This window comes from Mycobacterium europaeum (genome assembly GCF_034555895.2).
GTDB lineage: Bacteria > Actinomycetota > Actinomycetes > Mycobacteriales > Mycobacteriaceae > Mycobacterium > Mycobacterium europaeum.
The window spans coordinates 1,675,171-1,693,390 of sequence record NZ_CP157315.1; the positions used below are offsets into that span (position 1 = coordinate 1,675,171).

4 protein-coding genes and 1 pseudogene are annotated in these 18,220 nt (G+C 71.2%); 4 read left to right on the forward strand and 1 reads right to left on the reverse strand.

Annotated features, from left to right (window positions below; translation table 11 throughout):
- Positions 1 to 56 precede the first annotated feature (56 nt).
- Both U8D42_RS07920 and lnt read left to right on the forward strand, forming a co-directional pair.
- Positions 57 to 1,589: an amidohydrolase gene (locus U8D42_RS07920; RefSeq protein WP_322860722.1), complete on the forward strand. Its 1,533-nt coding sequence runs from the start codon at positions 57 to 59 to the stop codon at positions 1,587 to 1,589.
- Positions 1,582 to 4,451 (forward strand): annotated as a pseudogene (gene lnt, locus U8D42_RS07925) (apolipoprotein N-acyltransferase). The gene U8D42_RS07920 and the pseudogene lnt overlap by 8 nt, the downstream one beginning before the upstream one ends.
- A gap of 10 nt (positions 4,452 to 4,461) precedes the next feature.
- Here lnt and rbpA read toward each other — a convergent pair.
- Entirely contained in the window at positions 4,462 to 4,797 is a 336-nt protein-coding gene (gene rbpA, locus U8D42_RS07930) for an RNA polymerase-binding protein RbpA (protein WP_023364597.1), read from the reverse strand.
- 182 nt (positions 4,798 to 4,979) lie between these two features.
- On the opposite strand from rbpA, the gene U8D42_RS07935 reads away from it, so the two are divergent.
- Positions 4,980 to 5,339, forward strand: coding sequence for a hypothetical protein (locus tag U8D42_RS07935; protein ID WP_085239862.1), 360 nt, complete (start codon positions 4,980 to 4,982; stop codon positions 5,337 to 5,339).
- A 336-nt stretch (positions 5,340 to 5,675) separates the two neighbouring features.
- Complete coding sequence (locus U8D42_RS07940) at positions 5,676 to 18,209, forward strand: type I polyketide synthase (RefSeq protein WP_322860633.1); 12,534 nt, start codon at positions 5,676 to 5,678, stop codon at positions 18,207 to 18,209.
- The last annotated feature ends 11 nt before the right edge of the window (positions 18,210 to 18,220 follow it).

Here is an 18,220-nt window from a genome sequence, read left to right on the forward strand (position 1 = left end):
CCACGCTGCTGGTCAACGGCCGGGTGCACAGCCCGACCCACCCCGACGCCACCGCGATGGCGGTGCGCGGGGACGTCGTCGCGTGGCTGGGCAGCGATGACGTCGGCCGCAGCCTCTTTCCCGGCGCCGACGTCGAGGACTTGGCCGGCGGTTTCGTGGCGCCGGGCTTCGTGGACAGCCATCTCCACCTCACCGCCACCGGTTTGACGCTCAGCGGCCTGGACCTGGGCGCGGCGCGCTCGCGGGCGCAGTGCATCCAGATGGTCGCCGACCATGCGGCCGCCCACCCCGACCGGCCCGTGTGGGGGCACGGCTGGGACGAGTCGTCCTGGCCCGAGAACAGCCCGCCGCGCACGGCCGACCTCGACGCCGTCCTCGGTGACCGGCCCGCCTACCTGTCCCGGGTGGACGTCCACTCCGCGCTCGCCTCGACCGGGTTGCGCCGGCTGGTCGCGGAGCTCCCGGCGGCGGCCGGCTACACCCCCGACCGGCCGCTCACCGGTGACGCCCATCACCTGGTCCGCGCCGCTGCCCGTGGCCTGCTGACGCCCGGGCAGCTGGCGCAGGCCCGGGCGGCCGCGCTCCGGGCCGCCGCGGCCGCCGGCATCGTCGCGGTGCACGAATGCGCCGGACCCGAGATCGGCGGGCTGGACGACTGGCTGCAACTGCGGGCCCTCGATCACGGCGTCGAGGTGACCGGCTACTGGGGCGAGGCGGTGAGCACGCCCGCGCGGGCGCGCGCGCTCATCGAGGAGACCGGGGCCCGCGGGCTGGCGGGCGATCTCTTCGTCGACGGTGCGCTCGGGTCGCGCACCGCCTGGCTGCACGAGCCGTACGCCGACGCCGCGGACCGGCTCGGCACCTGCTACCTCGACCCCGACGCCATCGAGGCGCACGTCCGGGCCTGCACCGAGGCCGAGGTGACCGCGGGTTTCCACGTCATCGGCGACGCGGCCGTGTCGGCGGTGGTCACCGCCTTCGAACGGGTCGTCGCGCGGCTCGGCGCGGTGGCCGTCGCCCGGTGCGGTCACCGCCTCGAGCACGTCGAAATGGTCAGCGAGGAGCAGGCCGCCCAGCTGGGGCGATGGGGCGTCATCGCCAGCGTGCAGCCCAACTTCGACGCGTTGTGGGGCGGCGCCGACGGCATGTACGCGCGCCGCCTCGGAGCCCCACGAGCCAGCCGGCTCAACCCGCTTGCGCTGTTAGCATCCCAAGGCGTGCCCCTCGCGCTAGGTTCCGACGCCCCGGTAACGGGCCTCGACCCGTGGGCGAGCGTGCGCGCGGCGGTCAATCATCGAACCCCCGGCAGCGCGATCTCCGCGCGGGCCGCGTTCGCCGCCGCCACCCGCGGCGGCTGGCGGGCGGCCGGCGTCCAGGACGGCAGGACCGGGACGCTGGTGCCCGGCGCGCCGGCCTCCTACGCCGTCTGGGACGCCGGGGAGCTGGACGTCCACGCACCCCGCGACGCCGTCGCGCGCTGGTCGACCGATCCGCGCGCCCGGGTGCCGGCGTTACCGCGCCTGGGCCCGACCGATGCCCTGCCGCGCTGCCGTCGAACGGTGCATCGGGGCGCTGTCATCCATGGCTAGGGAGTGGTTCGGCCGACAGGACCGGCCCGGCCGGTCCGACGAACCCGGCGCGGTGGACGACGGCCCCGCGGCGCACCTGGATACCGACCCGATCAGCGACGAAGCCGAAGCCGAGCGCGACGACGAACCCGTCGACGTCCGGCCGGAGCCCGGGCCGCAACCCGAGGACGACGACGGACTCGGCGCCCCGCAGCCGGGCGCGCCACCGCTGACGGACCGCCTGGGGCGCGCGGGGCGCCGGGTGTCGGCGCGGCTGCCCGCCGTCCGGGCCGCCCTGCTGCCCCGCCTGACCCGGCTGGTGTGCGCCGTCGCGGGGGGCGTGCTGCTATTCACCAGCTTCCCGACGCTGAACTGGTGGTGGGGCGCGGTCGTCGCGGCCGCATTGCTGGCGTGGGTGCTCAAGCACCCGGCGACGACGCCGGCGGGCGGCTTGGGCTACGGGTTCCTGTTCGGGCTGGCGTTCTATCTGCCGCTGCTGCCCTGGATCAGCATGCTCGTCGGCGCTGTGCCGTGGATGGCGTTGGCGCTGACGTGTGCGCTGTTCCCCGCGCTGTTCGGGCTGTGCGCGGTGGTCGTGCGCCGGCTGCCGGGCTGGCCCGTCTGGTTCGCGCTGGTGTGGGCGGCCCAGGAATGGCTGAAGTCGGCCGTCCCGTTCGGCGGCTTCCCGTGGGGCGTGGTGGCCTTCGGCCAGGCGCAGGGCCCCTTCTTGCCGTTGGCCCAGCTCGGCGGCCCGGCGCTGCTTTCGACCGCGATCGTGCTGGTGGGGTTCAGCGCGACCGCCATCGAGCTCGAGATCGTGAAGTGGTGGCGCACCGGCAACCGGGCGCATCGCGGCGGCGACGAAGCGGCGAGAGCCGACGCGGCGCCGCCGGCCGTGGTGCTGCCCGGGGTCTGCATCTGCCTGGTCTTGTTCGCGTCCGTCGTCGTCTGGCCCCAGGTTCGCCATGCCGGCGCCGGATCGGGCGGCGAGCCGACGGTCACCGTGGCGGTGGTGCAGGGCAATGTGCCGCGGCTCGGTCTCGACTTCAACGCGCAGCGCCGGGCGGTGCTCGACAACCATGTTCGCGAGACGCTGCACCTGGCGGAGGACGTGCGCTCGGGACAGGCGCCGCAACCTCAATTCGTGATCTGGCCGGAGGACTCATCGGACATCGACCCGCTGGTGAACATCGACGCCGCGCTGGAGATATCGCAGGCCGCGACCGCGATCGGCGCGCCGATCCTGATCGGCACCGTGTCCGAGCTGCCCGGCAGCCCGCCGGAGAATCCGCAATACACCAACACCATGATCGTGTGGAACCCGGCGACCGGACCGGCCGACCGGCACGACAAGGAAATAGTGCAGCCGTTCGGCGAATACCTGCCGATGCCGTGGCTGTTCAGGCATCTCTCCAACTACGCCGACCGCGCCGGGAACATGGTGCCCCGCCCCGGCCGGGACATCGTGCACATCGCCGGGGTGCCGGTCGGGGTCGCCACCTGTTGGGAGGTGATCTTCGACCGTGTCCCGCGCAACGCGGTCCGCAACGGGGCCCAGTTGCTGGCCGTGCCCAGCAACAACGCCACCTTCAACAAGACGATGAGCGAACAGCAGTTGGGCTTCGCGAAGGTACGGGCCGTCGAGCACGATCGATACGTGGTGGTCGCCGGCACCACCGGGATCAGCGCGGTGATCGCGCCGGACGGGGCGGAGCTGGTGCGCACCGACTTCTTCCAGCCCGATTACCTGGACATTCAGGTTCGCCTGAAGACGAAGTTGACGCCGGCCACCCGCTGGGGCCCGCTGTTGCAGTGGCTCATGGTCGCGGCGGCTGGGGCGGCCATCCTGGCCGGGATACGGCACAATGGGTGGTTCCCGCGTCCGGTTCGCCGGAGGTCCGAGGCCACGGACGAATCCCCGGGCGGCGGCATGCCCCCGGGCGAAACCCCACCGGGCGAGGTTGACTCGGACACCCCGCCCGACGGGGGCGGGGACCAGACGCCGCCGGATGACGGCGGTGACTACACTCCGCTCCACGAGGGCGGCCGACGACCGTCGCGTAATTTCGGGCGACACAGAGGAGCTACATGACCACCGGCCAGCCGGCGCCCCGGGACTCGGGCAGTCGCCCCAGCGAGCGCGTCCTGGTGATCATCCCCACCTACAACGAGCTGGAGAACCTGCCGGTGATCCACCGGCGGTTGAAGGACGCGTGCCCCCACGTGCACCTGCTCATCGTCGACGACAGCAGCCCCGACGGCACCGGTGAGCTCGCCGAGGAACTGGCCGCCGCCGACGCCGGTCGCACCCACGTGATGCACCGCACCGCCAAGGACGGGCTGGGCGCGGCGTATCTGGCGGGCTTCGCCTGGGGGCTCAGCCGTGACTACTCGGTGCTGGTGGAGATGGATGCCGACGGCAGCCACGCGCCCGAACAGCTGCACCTCCTCCTGGACGCCATCGACGCCGGAGCCGATCTGGCCATCGGCTCCCGCTATGTCGAGGGCGGGTCGGTGCGAAATTGGCCGTGGCGACGCTGGGCGCTGTCGTGGACGGCCAACACCTATGCGCGGCTCGCGCTGGGTATCGGCGTCCACGACATCACCGCCGGCTACCGCGCCTACCGCCGCGAAGTTCTCGAGGCGATCGGGCTCGACGCCGTGGATTCCAAGGGTTACTGCTTCCAGATCGACCTGACGTGGCGCACGGTGTGCAACGGGTTCGTCATCGCCGAGGTGCCGATCACCTTCACCGAGCGTGAACTCGGCGTCTCGAAGATGAGCGGATCGAACATCCGCGAGGCGCTGGTCAAGGTCACCCGGTGGGGTATCGAGGGCCGCACGAGCCGCGCCGGCACCCAGCGCGCGGACAACCGCAGCTAAGCCGGCGGGATCAGCCCCGGCGGCGTGACCGGATGATTTCGAGCCGCTCCTTGAGCAGCTCTTCGAGCTCTTCGACGCTGCGCCGTTCCAGCAGCATGTCCCAGTGGGTGCGCGGCGGCTTCACCTTCTTGGGCTCGGGCAGGTCACCCTCGATCAGGGTGCCTTCCATGCCGTTGCGGCACAGCCAGGTGCCGGGGATCTCCGCATCGTCGGCGAACGGAACCTCGAACTCCTCGCCGTTCTCGGTGCGGTACCGCGCGATCTGGCGCGGCGCGAGGTCGTGGTTGCGGTCGGTCTCGTAGCTCACGGCTCCGAGACGACTGCCCCTAAGGACGCGATCAGCCATGTTGCTACTCCTCTAGGTGCTTCGAACTTGTGGGCTGCTCTTGTGGGCTGCTGTAGTGCACTTCTGTCCGCTTGGCAAACGTCGTGGCGCTCTGCGTAGTTCCCGGTTCGGTGGCCGGCGTACGCGACGCGACCTTCAATGATACCGGGATCGCCGCGCGAACCCGACTAAAGTCGGCAGGCGTGAGCCGTCGACCCCATCCGCAACCCTGTCGCTGGTGCGGTCGCGACGTGTCCGACGCGGGGATGGGACGTCGCCGCCAGTACTGCCGGCAGTCGTGCCGGCAGCGGGCGTACGAACAACGTGCCTCATTGACCAGGGGCGCCGCCGGGGCCCCATTGGCGCTGCCCCCTGACGCCGTCGTCCTGTCGGCCGACGATGCGGTCGACCTGTCCGACCGCGTCTACCAGGTGCGCTGCGCGGCCGAGGACGTCGTCACCGCCCTCGAAGAGGGAGCCCGGGCCGCCGAACTGCGCGAACTGTGCGACGTGCTGATCCGGGCCGCTCGCGCGGCCGACGGCTGGCGCCGGGCCGGTGTCTGAGCCGTCCTGACCACTGTCGATGCACGGCCGGGTACAGTCGCGCCATGGAAGGCGCGTCAGTTGTATCCCGGTCTGCCCGGGTCGGGGCAGGCCTCGGGACCCACGGGCGCAACGGCGCGTTTTCGATCCCCTTGGACAAGGCGTTCCGCACGCCGAAGCCGGTCCTCCCGTAGCAGCCGGGAGCATCGGACGTTTTGAAATCCCGTCGGAGTTGGCGATACTCACCAGCGACATTCTTGGGCCGGAGCGGCACGACATCGCATCGTGCGGCAATTTCCGTGACTCGGCGAGAGTCGCATCAGGGCAGCTGACGGCCATGTTAGGCGAGAGGTATTGATGGTGGATCAACTCCAGCATGCGACCGAAGCGCTACGTAAAGCGCTGGTCCAGGTCGAACGCCTGAAACGCACCAACCGTGCGCTGCTGGAGCGGTCGAGCGAGCCGATCGCGATCGTCGGGATGTCCTGCCGTTTCCCCGGCGGAGTCCAGACACCGGAAGACCTGTGGCGGATGGTCGCCGACGGCCGCGACGTGATCACGGACTTTCCCACCGATCGCGGCTGGGACCTGGCGAGCCTGTACGACCCGGACCCCGACGCGCGCCACAAGACATACGCGAAGACCGGTGGATTCGTCGACGGTGTCGCCGACTTCGATCCGGCCTTCTTCGGCATCGCCCCGAGCGAGGCGCTCGCGATGGACCCGCAGCATCGGATGCTGCTGGAGCTGTCCTGGGAGGCGCTGGAGCGGGGCGGGATCGATCCCAGCGGGCTGCGAGGCAGCGCGACCGGTGTGTTCGCCGGCCTCATCGTCCAGGGCTACGGCATGCTCGCCGAGGAGATCGAGGGCTACCGGCTAACCGGCATGACCTCCAGCGTCGCCTCCGGCCGGGTGTCGTACGTGCTGGGGCTCGAGGGTCCGGCGGTGTCGGTGGACACGGCATGTTCGTCGTCGTTGGTCGCCTTGCACATGGCGGTGCAGTCGCTGCGTTCGGGGGAGTGCGACCTGGCGCTGGCCGGCGGCGCGACCGTCAACGCCACCCCGACGGTCTTTGTCGAATTCAGCCGTCACCGCGGGCTGGCCCCCGACGGCCGGTCCAAGGCCTACGCCGGAGCGGCCGACGGCGTCGGCTGGTCGGAGGGCGGCGCGATGCTGGTCGTCGAGCGGCTCTCCGACGCCCGGCGTTTGGGTCATCCGGTGCTGGCGCTGGTGCGCGGATCGGCGGTCAACCAGGACGGTGCGTCGAATGGGTTGACCGCGCCGAACGGCCCGTCGCAGCAGCGGGTGGTGCGTGCCGCGCTGGCCAATGCCGGCCTGTCGGCGGCCGACGTGGACGTGGTGGAAGGCCACGGCACGGGCACCACGCTGGGTGACCCCATCGAGGCGCAGGCGTTGCTGGCGACCTACGGGCAGGACCGGTCCGAGCCGCTCTGGCTGGGGTCGATCAAGTCGAACATGGGCCACACCCAGGCCGCGGCGGGTGTGGCCGGCGTGATCAAGATGGTTCAGGGCATGCGCCACGAAATGCTGCCGGCGACATTGCATGTGGACGTACCCAGCCCGCACGTCGACTGGTCGGCGGGATCGGTGTCGTTGCTGACCGAGGCGCAGCCCTGGCCTGCTGGGAGCCGGGTGCAACGCGCCGGCGTGTCCTCGTTCGGGATCAGCGGCACCAACGCACACGTGATCATCGAAGCGGCCCCCGCGCCCGAGCCGCGCGAGGACCACCCGAAACCCGTGGTCGTACCGTGGGCGGTGTCGGCGAAATCCTTGTCGGCGTTGAGGTCTCAGGCTGCCCGGCTGGCCGCGCATGTTCGCGCGCACGATGAGCTGGACGTCGCCGACGTGGCCTGGTCGCTGGCGGGCCGCGCGACCTTCGAGCATCGGGCCGTCGTCGTCGGTGGCGACCGGGACCGGTTGCTGGCGGGGCTGGACGAGCTGGCCGGCGACGATCTGGCGGGGTCGGTCATTCAGGGCAGCGCGGCACCGGCCGGCAAGAACGTCTTCGTGTTCCCCGGGCAGGGTTCCCAATGGCTTGGCATGGGCGTCGAGTTGCTGGACACCGCACCGGTTTTCGCCCAGCAGATCGACGCGTGCGCGGAAGCGTTCGCCGAATTCGTCGACTGGTCGCTGATCGACGTCCTGCGCGGCGCGCCCGGTGCTCCTGGTATGGATCGCGTGGACGTGGTCCAGCCGGTGCTGTTCGCGGTGATGGTGTCGCTGGCCGAACTGTGGAAATCGGTCGGGGTCAACCCGGATGCGGTGATCGGCCATTCACAGGGGGAGATCGCCGCCGCGTATGTCGCCGGCGCGCTGTCGCTGCGCGACGCCGCTCGGGTGGTCACGCTGCGCAGCAAGTTGCTGCGGTCACTGGCGCACCCCGGGGGCATGCTGTCGATCGCCTGCAGCACCGAGCGGGCGCGGGAGTTGTTGGCGCCCTACGGCAACCGTGTCAGCATCGCGGCCGTCAACGGCCCGTCGGCGGTGGTGGTATCGGGTGAGGTGGCCGCGCTGGAGGAACTCGTCGGCTTCTGCGCCGACCTCGAGCTGCGCACCCGCCGGATCGATGTGGACTATGCGTCCCACTCGGTCGAGGTCGAGGCCATCCGTGACGAGCTGGTCCAGGCTCTGGACGGTATCGAACCGAACTCCTGCCGCGTCGCCTTCTTCTCCACGGTGACCGGGAATCGTTTGGACACCGCAGGTTTGGACGCCGCCTACTGGTATCGCAACATCCGGCAGACCGTGCAGTTCGACCAGGCGGTGCGCGCCGCCTGCGAGCACGGGTACCGCACGTTCGTCGAATCCAGTCCGCATCCCGCGCTGATCGCCGGCATCGAAGACACCTGCAACGACTGCACCTCCGGCGACTCCGAGGCGATCGTCGTTCCCACCCTCGGGCGCGATGACGGCGGCCTCGGGCGATTCCTGACGTCGGCCGCCGCCGCGTTCGTGGCGGGGGTGAGCGTGAACTGGCGCGGCCTCCTGGCCGGCGCGAGCTTCGTGGAACTGCCGACGTACGCCTTTGACCGGCGCCGGTTTTGGCTGTCGGGTGAGGGTATGGCGGCCGACGCCACGGGCCTGGGGCTGGGCACCAGCGAGCACGCGTTGCTCAGCGCGGTCGTGGAGTTGCCCGCGTCGGGTGGGGTGTTGCTGACGGGTCGGCTGTCACCCAGCCTGCAGGGCTGGCTGGCCGATCACGCGGTCTCCGGGGCCGCGGTGTTCCCGGGTGCGGGGTTCGTCGAGTTGGCGATCCGGGCCGGCGACCAGGTCGGCTGTTCGGTGGTCGACGAACTGACGCTACAGGCGCCGCTGATGCTGCCCGCCGGCAGTTCGGTTGCCGTGCAAGTGGTTGTCGGTCCCGGCGAAGAGTCGGGACGGCGCGGAGTCTCGGTGTTCTCCCGCGCCGACGCCGGTTCGGGGTGGGTGTGCCACGCGGAGGGTGTGTTGAGCTCCCGCTCGATCGAGCCGAGCGCCGACCTGGCGGTGTGGCCGCCCGAGGGCGCGGTCGCGGTGGACGTGGCCGACGGTTACGACCGGTTGGCCGCCCACGGATACGGCTACGGCCCGGCGTTCCGGGGGTTGACCGCGACGTGGATCCGCGGCGACGAGGTGTTCGCCGAGGTGCGGCTGCCCGATGCGGCCGGAGGCGTCGGTGGCTTCGGAGTGCACCCCGCGTTGCTCGACGCGGCGATGCACGCCGTCATCATGGCGCAACAGGCGGCGGGCCAGCCCGTCGACGTGATGCTGCCCTTCTCGTGGCAGGACGTTTCGTTGCACGCCGCGGGTGCGACCGCGGTACGCGCCCGCATCGCGCCGGCGAACCCACCTGCCGGCGGCGGCGCCACCGCGATCTCGATCGAGCTCGCCGACGGTCTCGGTTTACCGGTGTTGTCGGTGGGTGCAATGGTGGCCCGCCCGGTCAGCGAGCGACAGTTGCGCGCGGCGGTGTCGAGTTCTGGCCCCGAGCGACTGTTCGAGGTGGCGTGGTCGCCGGCGACCGCGGCGGCGGCGACCGGCCCCGCACCGTCCTACGAGGTACTGGAATCTGTGTCCTCCGAACAGGATCCGCTCACCGCAACGTACGAGCGCACCCATCGGGCACTGGCCGCGGTGCAGGCGTGGCTGACCGAACGCGACTCCGGGGTGCTGATCGTGGCGACTCGCGGCGCCGTGGGATTGCCGGGGGAGGACATCAGCGACCTGCCCGGCGCGGCGGTGTGGGGTCTGGTTCGTTCGGCGCAAGCGGAGCACCCCGGCCGCGTTGTCCTGGTGGATTCCGATGTGCCACTGGACGATCCGGCCGCCGCGTCGGTGCTCGCGGTGGGGGAGCCGCAGGTGCTGCTACGGGCCGGCCGGCTCTACACGGCGCGGGTGCGGCCCAGCCGCGCAGCCGACGATCTCTTGGTGCCCCCGGCCGACGGGCCCTGGCGTCTGGGTATCGGCAACGCCGGCACCTTCGAAAACCTGCGGCTGGAGCCGGTTCCCAACGCCGACGCGCCGCTGGAGCCCGGTCAGGTGCGGGTGGCGCTGCGCGCCATCGCGGCCAACTTCCGCGACATCATGATCACCCTGGGCATGTTCACCCACGACGCCCTGCTCGGCGGTGAAGGCGCCGGCGTGGTGACCGAGGTCGGTCCGGGCGTCACCGAATTCGCCGTCGGCGACTCGGTTTACGGGTTCTTCCCCGACGGCAGCGGCACGCTGGTCCCCGGCGACGTGCGCCTGCTGCAGCCGATGCCCGCGGACTGGTCCTACGCCGAGGCCGCCGCCATCTCGGCCGTCTTCACGACCGCGTACATGGCGTTCGTGCACCTGGCCGATGTCAAGCCGGGTCAACGCGTGCTGGTGCACGCCGCGGCCGGCGGTGTCGGCATGGCCGCGGTCCAGTTGGGCCGGCACTTGGGTCTGGAGATCTTCGCGACGGCCAGCAAGGGCAAGTGGGACACGTTGCGGGCCATGGGCTTCGACGAGGACCACATCGCGGATTCGCGCAGCCTCGAGTTCGAGGACAAGTTCCGGGCGGTGACGGGTAGGACCGGCAGGGCCGGAATGGATGTGGTGCTGGATTCGCTGGCCGGCGACTTCGTGGACGCCTCGCTGCGGCTGGTCGCGCCTGGCGGTGTGTTCCTGGAGATGGGCAAGACCGACATCCGCGACCCCGGCGTAATCGCCCAGGAATATCCGGGCGTGCGCTACCGCGCCTTCGATCTTTTCGAGCCCGGCCGTCCCCGGATGCACCAGTGGATGATCGAGTTGGCCGGCCTGTTCGACGCCGGCGTGCTCGAGCCATTGCCGGTGACCACGTTCGACATCCGGCGCGCCCGTGCGGCGTTGCGGTATCTGAGCCAGGCGCGCCACATCGGCAAGGTCGTCATGACTTTGCCTTCCGGGCCGGGTGGCGCGGAGGTGGCGGGCACCGTGCTGATCACGGGCGGGACCGGAATGGCGGGTTCGACGCTGGCCCGCCACCTGGTGACGCACCACGGGGTGCAGAGCCTGGTGTTGTTGAGCCGCAGCGGTCCCGACGCGCCTGGCGCGGCCGAGCTGATCGCCGAGCTGGAGGAAGCCGGAGCCCGGGTGCGCGCGGTCGCGTGCGACGCCGCGGACCGCCAAGCCCTGGGCTCGGTGATCGGCGACATCCCGGCGAGCCACCCACTCACCGGGGTGGTCCATGCCGCCGGCGTGCTCGACGACGCGGTGGTCACGTCGTTGACCCCGGAGCGCGTGGATGCCGTGTTGCGCGCCAAGGTCGATGCCGCCTGGAACCTGCACGAGCTCACCCGCGACCTCGACCTGTCGGTGTTCGTCATGTTTTCCTCGATGGCCGGGCTGGTCGGGTCTTCGGGGCAGGCCAACTACGCGGCGGCCAACTGCTTCCTGGACGCGCTGGCCGCGCACCGGCGCGCCCACGGGTTGCCGGCGGTCTCGCTGGGCTGGGGGCTGTGGGACCAGGCCAGCGCTATGACCGGCGGGCTGGACGCCGCCGACCTCGCCCGGCTCGGCCGCGACGGCATCCTGGCCTTGTCGTCGGACGAGGCGATGGAGTTGTTCGACACGGCGCTGATCGTCGACGAGCCGTTCCTGGCGCCCGCCCGGATCGATCTGAGCGCGTTGCGCGCCCACGCCGCCGCGGTGCCACCCATGTTCGCCGACCTGGTCAACACGCCGGCGCGGCGCCAGGTCGACGACTCGCTGGCCGCCGCGAAGTCGAAATCGGCGCTGGCGCACCGCCTGCACGGGCTGCCCGAGCCCGAGCAACACGCCGTGCTGCTCGATCTGGTCCGCTCGCACATCGCCACCGTCTTGGGCAACACCACGCCGGAGGCGATCGACCCGGACAAGGCGTTCCAGGACTTGGGCTTCGATTCCCTGACCGCGGTCGAAATGCGTAACCGGCTGAAAACCGCGACGGGTCTGGCGCTTTCACCCACCCTCATCTTCGACTACCCGACACCGAACGGCCTGGCGGGCTACATCCGCGGCGAACTCGCCGGGGTGCCACAGGAAATCGCGCCCACCCCGGTGGTTCGGGCCGTCGGCGACGACCCGATCGTGATCGTCGGGATGGCGTGTCGCTATCCGGGCGGGGTGAATTCGCCCGACGACCTGTGGCAGATGCTCGTCGAGCGCCGCGACGTGCTCTCGGCCTTTCCCACCGACCGCGGCTGGGACCTGGCGGGCATCTACAACCCGGATCCCGACGTCCCGGGCACCTGCTATACCCGCACCGGCGGCTTCGTGGACGGTGTCGCGGACTTCGACCCCGCCTTCTTCGGCATCGCGCCCAGCGAGGCGCTGGCGATGGATCCCCAGCAGCGGATGTTCCTCGAGCTGTCGTGGGAAGCGTTGGAGCGGGCCGGAATCGAACCCGGCGCGTTGCGCGGCAGCGCCACCGGCATGTTCGCCGGGGTCTACACCCAGGGTTACGGCATGGGCGCGGCCCCGGCCGCGGAGGGCTTCCGCCTGACCGGGCAGTCGTCGAGTGTGGCGTCGGGCCGGGTGTCCTACGTGCTGGGGCTCGAGGGTCCGGCGGTGTCGGTGGACACGGCGTGCTCGTCGTCGTTGGTGGCGCTGCACATGGCGGCGCAGTCGTTGCGTTCGGGGGAGTGCGATCTGGCGCTGGCCGGCGGCGTCACCGTCAACGCCACGCCCGACATCTTCGTGGAGTTCAGCCGCATGCGCGGGCTGTCCGCCGACGGCCGCTGCAAGGCGTACGCGGGGGCCGCCGACGGCACCGGATTCTCCGAGGGCGGCGGCATGCTCGTGGTCGAGCGCCTCTCGGACGCGCAGCGGCTCGGCCATCCCGTGCTCGCCGTGGTGCGCGGATCGGCCATCAATCAGGACGGCGCCTCCAACGGATTGACCGCGCCCAACGGCCCGTCGCAGCAGCGGGTGGTGCGCGCGGCTCTGGCCAGTGCCGGATTGTCCGCGGCCGAGGTCGACGTGGTCGAAGGCCACGGCACGGGAACCACGTTGGGCGATCCCATCGAGGCCCAGGCGCTGCTGGCCACCTACGGGCAGGACCGCTCCGAGCCGCTCCGGTTGGGGTCGATCAAGTCGAACATCGGCCACACGCAGGCCGCCGCCGGCGTGGCCGGTGTGATCAAGATGGTGCTCGCGATGCGCCACGGCCTGTTGCCGGCGACGCTGCACGTCGACGAGCCCAGCCCGCACGTCGACTGGTCGGTGGGATCGGTGGAGCTGCTCACCGAGCCGCAGCAATGGCCGGCGGACCGCGCACGCCGGGCGGGCGTGTCGTCGTTCGGCATCAGCGGCACCAACGCGCATGTGATCATCGAGGCCGCACCCGTCGAGTCCGCGCCGGTCGTGGAACGCGGCACACTGCCGGTTGTGCCCTTGGCGGTGTCGGCGAAGTCGTTGGCGGCGTTGAGTTCCCAAGCCGGTCGGCTCGCCGAGCACCTACGCCGGCGCGCTGAGCTCGAGGTCGGCGATGTGGCATGGTCGCTGGCGGGCCGGTCGAACTTCGAGCACCGGGCCGTCGTCGTCGGTGGGGATCGTGACGAGTTGCTCGCCGGGCTCGATGGGTTGGCCGCCGGTGAGGCCGGGTCGGTCCTGCAGGGCACGGCGACGCCGGCCGGCAAGACCGTGTTCGTCTTCCCCGGCCAGGGCGCCCAGACGTTGGGCATGGGGATGGGCCTGCACGGCGCCTACCCGGTGTTCGCCGAGGCGTTCGACACGGTCGTGGCGGAGCTCGACCGGCACCTGCTGCGGCCCCTGCGCGAGGTCATGTGGGGTCATGACGAAAACCTCCTGAACACCACCGAATTCGCCCAGCCGGCGTTGTTCGCGGTCGAGGTCGCCCTGTTCCGGTTGCTCGAATCGTGGGGTGTCCATCCCGACGTCGTGCTGGGCCACTCGATCGGCGAGCTGTCGGCCGCGCACGTCGCCGGCGTGCTGTCGCTGGAGAACGCGGCCGTGCTGGTGGCCGCGCGCGGTCGCTTCATGCAAGCGCTGCCGGAGGGCGGGGCGATGATCGCCGTGCAGGCCGCCGAGGAGGAGCTGCGGCCGCTGCTGGTGGACTCTGAACAAGCCGGCGTCGGCATCGCCGCCGTCAACGGGCCTGCGTCGGTGGTCATTTCCGGCGCCGAGGACGAGGTGGCCGCGATCGCGGACCGGCTGCGCGCCGACGGTCGCCGCGTCCACCGATTGGCGGTTTCCCACGCGTTCCACTCGCCGCTGATGGACCCGATGATCGACGAATTCGGCACGGTCGCAGCCGGACTGGCCGTCGGCAAGCCGGTGATCCCGATCGTGTCGAACGTGACCGGAGAGCTGGCGGCCGACGACTTCGCCTCGGCGGCCTATTGGAAACGGCACATTCGCGAGGCGGTGCGGTTCGCCGACAGCGTGCGCCTGGTGCATTCGGCCGGCGGAAACCGCTTCCTCGAGGTCGGCCCCGCCAGCGGGCTGACGGCGTCCATCGAGGAAACGCTTCCCGATGCTCCCGTGATCACCATGTCGGCGCTGCGCAAGGACCGCCCCGAACCGGTGAGCCTGACCCGCGCGGTCGCGCAGGGATTCGTCGCCGGGATGGACGTGGACTGGCGCGCGGCCATCGGGGGTGCCGGATTCACGGGCACTTTCGTGGAGCTGCCCACCTATGCCTTCGAGCGCCGGCGGTTCTGGCTCTCCGGCGGCGCCGCCGCGGTCGACGCCGCGGGTCTGGGGCTCGCGCCCGGCGAGCACCCGCTGCTGGGCGCGGTGGTGGAGCTGCCGGCGTCCGGCGGGGTGGTGCTGACGGGCCGGTTGTCGCCCGGCGCGCAGGGCTGGCTGGCCGACCACGCCGTCGGCGGCGTCGTGCTGTTCCCCGGCGCGGGATTCGTCGAGCTGGCGATCCGCGCCGGCGACGAAATGGGCTGCGGCGTGGTCGACGAGCTGAACCTGGCCGCGCCTCTGGTGTTGCCCGGTTCGGGCTCGGTCGCGGTGCAGGTCGTGGTCGGCGGTGCCGACGACTCGGGTGCCCGTGCCGTGTCGGTCTTTTCGCGTGCCGACGCGGGTGCGGGTTGGTCGTTGCACGCCGAGGGCGTGCTGCGCGCCGGGTCGGTGCAGCCGAGCGCGGACCTGTCGGTGTGGCCCCCGGTGGGTGCGACCCCGGTCGACGTCGGGGACGGATATGAGCGGCTGGGCGACCGCGGGTACGGGTACGGGCCCGCGTTCCGCGGCCTGACCTCGATGTGGCGCCGCGGCGACGAGGTTTTCGCGGAGGTGACCCTGCCGGCGGACGCCGGGGTCTCGGTGGCCGGGTTCGGCGTCCACCCGGTGATGCTCGACGCCGCATTGCACGCGGTGATCTTGACCTCCGACGGTGACGAGCTCCCCGAAGGCTCGATGCTGGTGCCGTTCTCGTGGCAGCGGGTGTCGCTGCACGCGGCGGGCGCCACGGCGGTGCGGGCGCGGATCGTGCCGGTGAGTGATTCGGCGGTGTCGATCGAACTCGCCGACGGATTGGGGCTGCCGGTGCTCTCGGTGGGCTCGATGGTGGCCCGGCCGGTGACCGATCAGCAACTGCTGGCGGCGGTCTCGAATTCGGGACCGGACCGGCTCTTCGAGGTCATCTGGTCCGCTCAGCGGTCGACATCGGTGCAGCCCGTCTCGGTATCCGCGTGGGGTGCAACGGAATCCGACGATGCCGCGGCGCAACCCGCGGCGGTGGTGTTCGAGTCGGCGCCGGTGGCCGGCGATGTCGTCGCCGATGTCTACGCGGCCACCCGCGCGGTGCTGCCGGTGCTGCAGTCCTGGCTGGCCCGCGAAGGGGCCGGCACCCTGGTGGTGGCGACCCGCGGCGCGATGGCGTTGCCGGGCGAGGACGTCACCGACCTTGCGGGCGCGGCGGTGTGGGGCCTGGTGCGTTCGGCGCAGACCGAACACCCCGGCCGGATCGTCCTGGTCGACACCGATGGCAGGTTGGACGACGAGTCCGTCGCCGCGGCCTTGTCGGCCGGTGAGCCGCAGGTAGTGCTGCGCGGCTCCACGGTGTACACCGCCCGGGTGCACGGCAGTCGCGCCGTCGGCGGTCTGCTGGTGCCCCCGGCCGACGGGCCGTGGCGTCTGGGCATGAGCAGTCCGGGCACCTTCGAGAATCTGCGGCTGGAACGCATCCCGGACGCCGACGCCCCGCTGGGCGGCGGACAGGTTCGCGTTGCGCTGTCGGCCTTGGCCGCCAACTTCCGCGACGTGATGATCGCGCTGGGGCTGTACCCGGATCCGGATGCCGTCATGGGTATCGAGGCGTCCGGTGTGGTCGTCGAGGTCGGCCCGGAAACCGGCTCGGGCGAGCGACGGTTCGCCGTCGGCGACCGCGTGATGGGCCTGTTTCCCGACGGCACCGGAACCATCGCCAGGACCGATCAGCGCTTGCTGGCCAAGGTGCCGACCGGCTGGTCGCACACGGCGGCCGCGACGACCACGGTCGTGTTCGCCACCGCCTTCTACGCGCTGGTGGACCTGGCCGCGGCCAAGCGGGGCCAGCGGGTGCTGGTGCACGCCGCCGCCGGTGGGGTCGGCATGGCCGCGGTCCAGCTGGCCCGCCACCTGGGAATGGAAGTGTTCGCGACCGCCAGCCGCGGCAAGTGGGAAACCTTGCGGCGCATGGGCTTTGACGACGACCACATCGCGGATTCCCGCAGCCTGGACTTCGAGGGCAAGTTCCGGGCGGTCACCGGTGGGCGCGGCGTGGACCTGGTGCTGGATTCGCTGTCCGGCGACTTCGTGGATGCCTCCCTGCGACTCGTCGCCCCCGGCGGCGTGTTCCTGGAGATGGGCAAGACCGACATGCGCGAGCCGGAGGCCGTCGCCCGGGAGCACCCCGGCGTGCGCTACCGCGCCTTCGATCTTTTCGAGGCCGGGCCGGACCGCATCGCGCAGATCCTCGACGAGCTGGTCGCCCTGTTCGGCGACGACGTGCTACGGCCGTTGCCGGTGACCAGGTTTGACGTACGGCGTGCGCCGGCAGCGTTGCGGTATCTGAGCCAGGCCCGCCACGTGGGCAAGGTCGTGATGACGCTGCCCGATGCCTGGTCGGCCGGCACGGTGCTGATCACCGGTGCCACCGGGATGGCGGGTTCGGCGTTGGCCCGCCACGTCGTGACCCGCCACCACGCACACAATTTGGTGTTGGTGAGCCGGCGTGGTCTGGATGCGCCGGGCGCCGCGGAACTGGTGACGGAGCTCAGCGCTGCCGGCGCCCAGGTGCAGGTGGTGGCCTGCGATGCGGCCGATCGGGAGGCACTGGCCAAGGTGATCGCCGATATCCCGGTGCAGCGGCCGCTGTCGGGCGTGATCCACGCCGCCGGTGTGCTCGACGACGCGGTGATTTCCTCGCTCACCCCGGAGCGCGTGGCGGCGGTGCTGCGGGCCAAGGTCGATGCGGCGTGGAACCTGCACGAGCTGACCCGCGAGCTGGATGTGGCGGCGTTCGTGATGTTTTCGTCGATGGCGGGATTGGCGGGCGCCTCGGGGCAGGCCAACTACGCGGCGGCCAACTCGTTCCTGGACGGGTTGGCGGTGTACCGGCGCACACGGGGGTTGCCGGCGATGTCACTGGCCTGGGGCCTGTGGGATCAGGCCAGCGGCATGACCGGCGCGCTGGGTGCCGCCGATCGCGCCCGGTTCGGCCGCGACGGGATCGTCGCGATGTCCTCGGACGAGGCGCTCGAGCTGCTGGACACCGCCCTGATCGTCGACGAGCCGTTCCTGTTGCCCGCCCACATCGACCGGGCCGCACTGCGGGTCAAGTTCGACGGCGGAACGCTGCCGCCGATGTTCGTCGATCTGATCAACGCGCCGACCCGGCGCCAGGTCGACGATTCGCTGGCCGCGGCGAAGTCGAAATCGGCCCTGCTGCAGCGGCTGGAGGGGCTGCCCGAGGACGAGCAGCAGGCGGTACTGCTGGACTTGGTGCGGTCCAACATCGCCACCGTGCTGGGCAACTCCAGCCCCGAGTCCATCGATCCGGACCGGGCGTTCCAGGAGTTGGGCTTCGACTCGCTGACCGCGGTCGAGATGCGCAACCGGCTGAAATCGGCCACCGGCCTGGCGCTGTCGCCCACGCTGATCTTCGATTACCCGAACTCCGCCGCGCTGGCCGGTTACATGCACCGAGAACTCGTCGGCGCATCCGAGCAGCAGAGTCCCGTGGCCGCGCCCGGGGAAGCCGAGATACAGCGCGCGGTGGGATCGATTCCGGTCAAGCGCCTGCGGCAGGCCGGGGTGCTGGAGCTGTTGCTGGCGTTGGCGAACGAGGACGGTAACGGGCAACCGGCCGCCGAGGTGACCTCCGAGAAGGACATCGCGGACATGGATCTCGAGGACCTGGTCAACGCCGCGCTGATGGACGACGACGAATAATCATGGTCTTG

Excerpts from the sequence above, each read along its gene's own strand:
- rbpA (WP_023364597.1), bottom strand. The coding sequence starts at position 4,797 with ATGGCTGATCGCGTCCTTAGGGGCAGTCGTCTCGGAGCCGTGAGCTAC.
- U8D42_RS07940 (WP_322860633.1), top strand. The coding sequence starts at position 5,676 with ATGGTGGATCAACTCCAGCATGCGACCGAAGCGCTACGTAAAGCGCTG.
- U8D42_RS07920 (WP_322860722.1), top strand. The coding sequence starts at position 57 with ATGGCGGTGCGCGGGGACGTCGTCGCGTGGCTGGGCAGCGATGACGTC.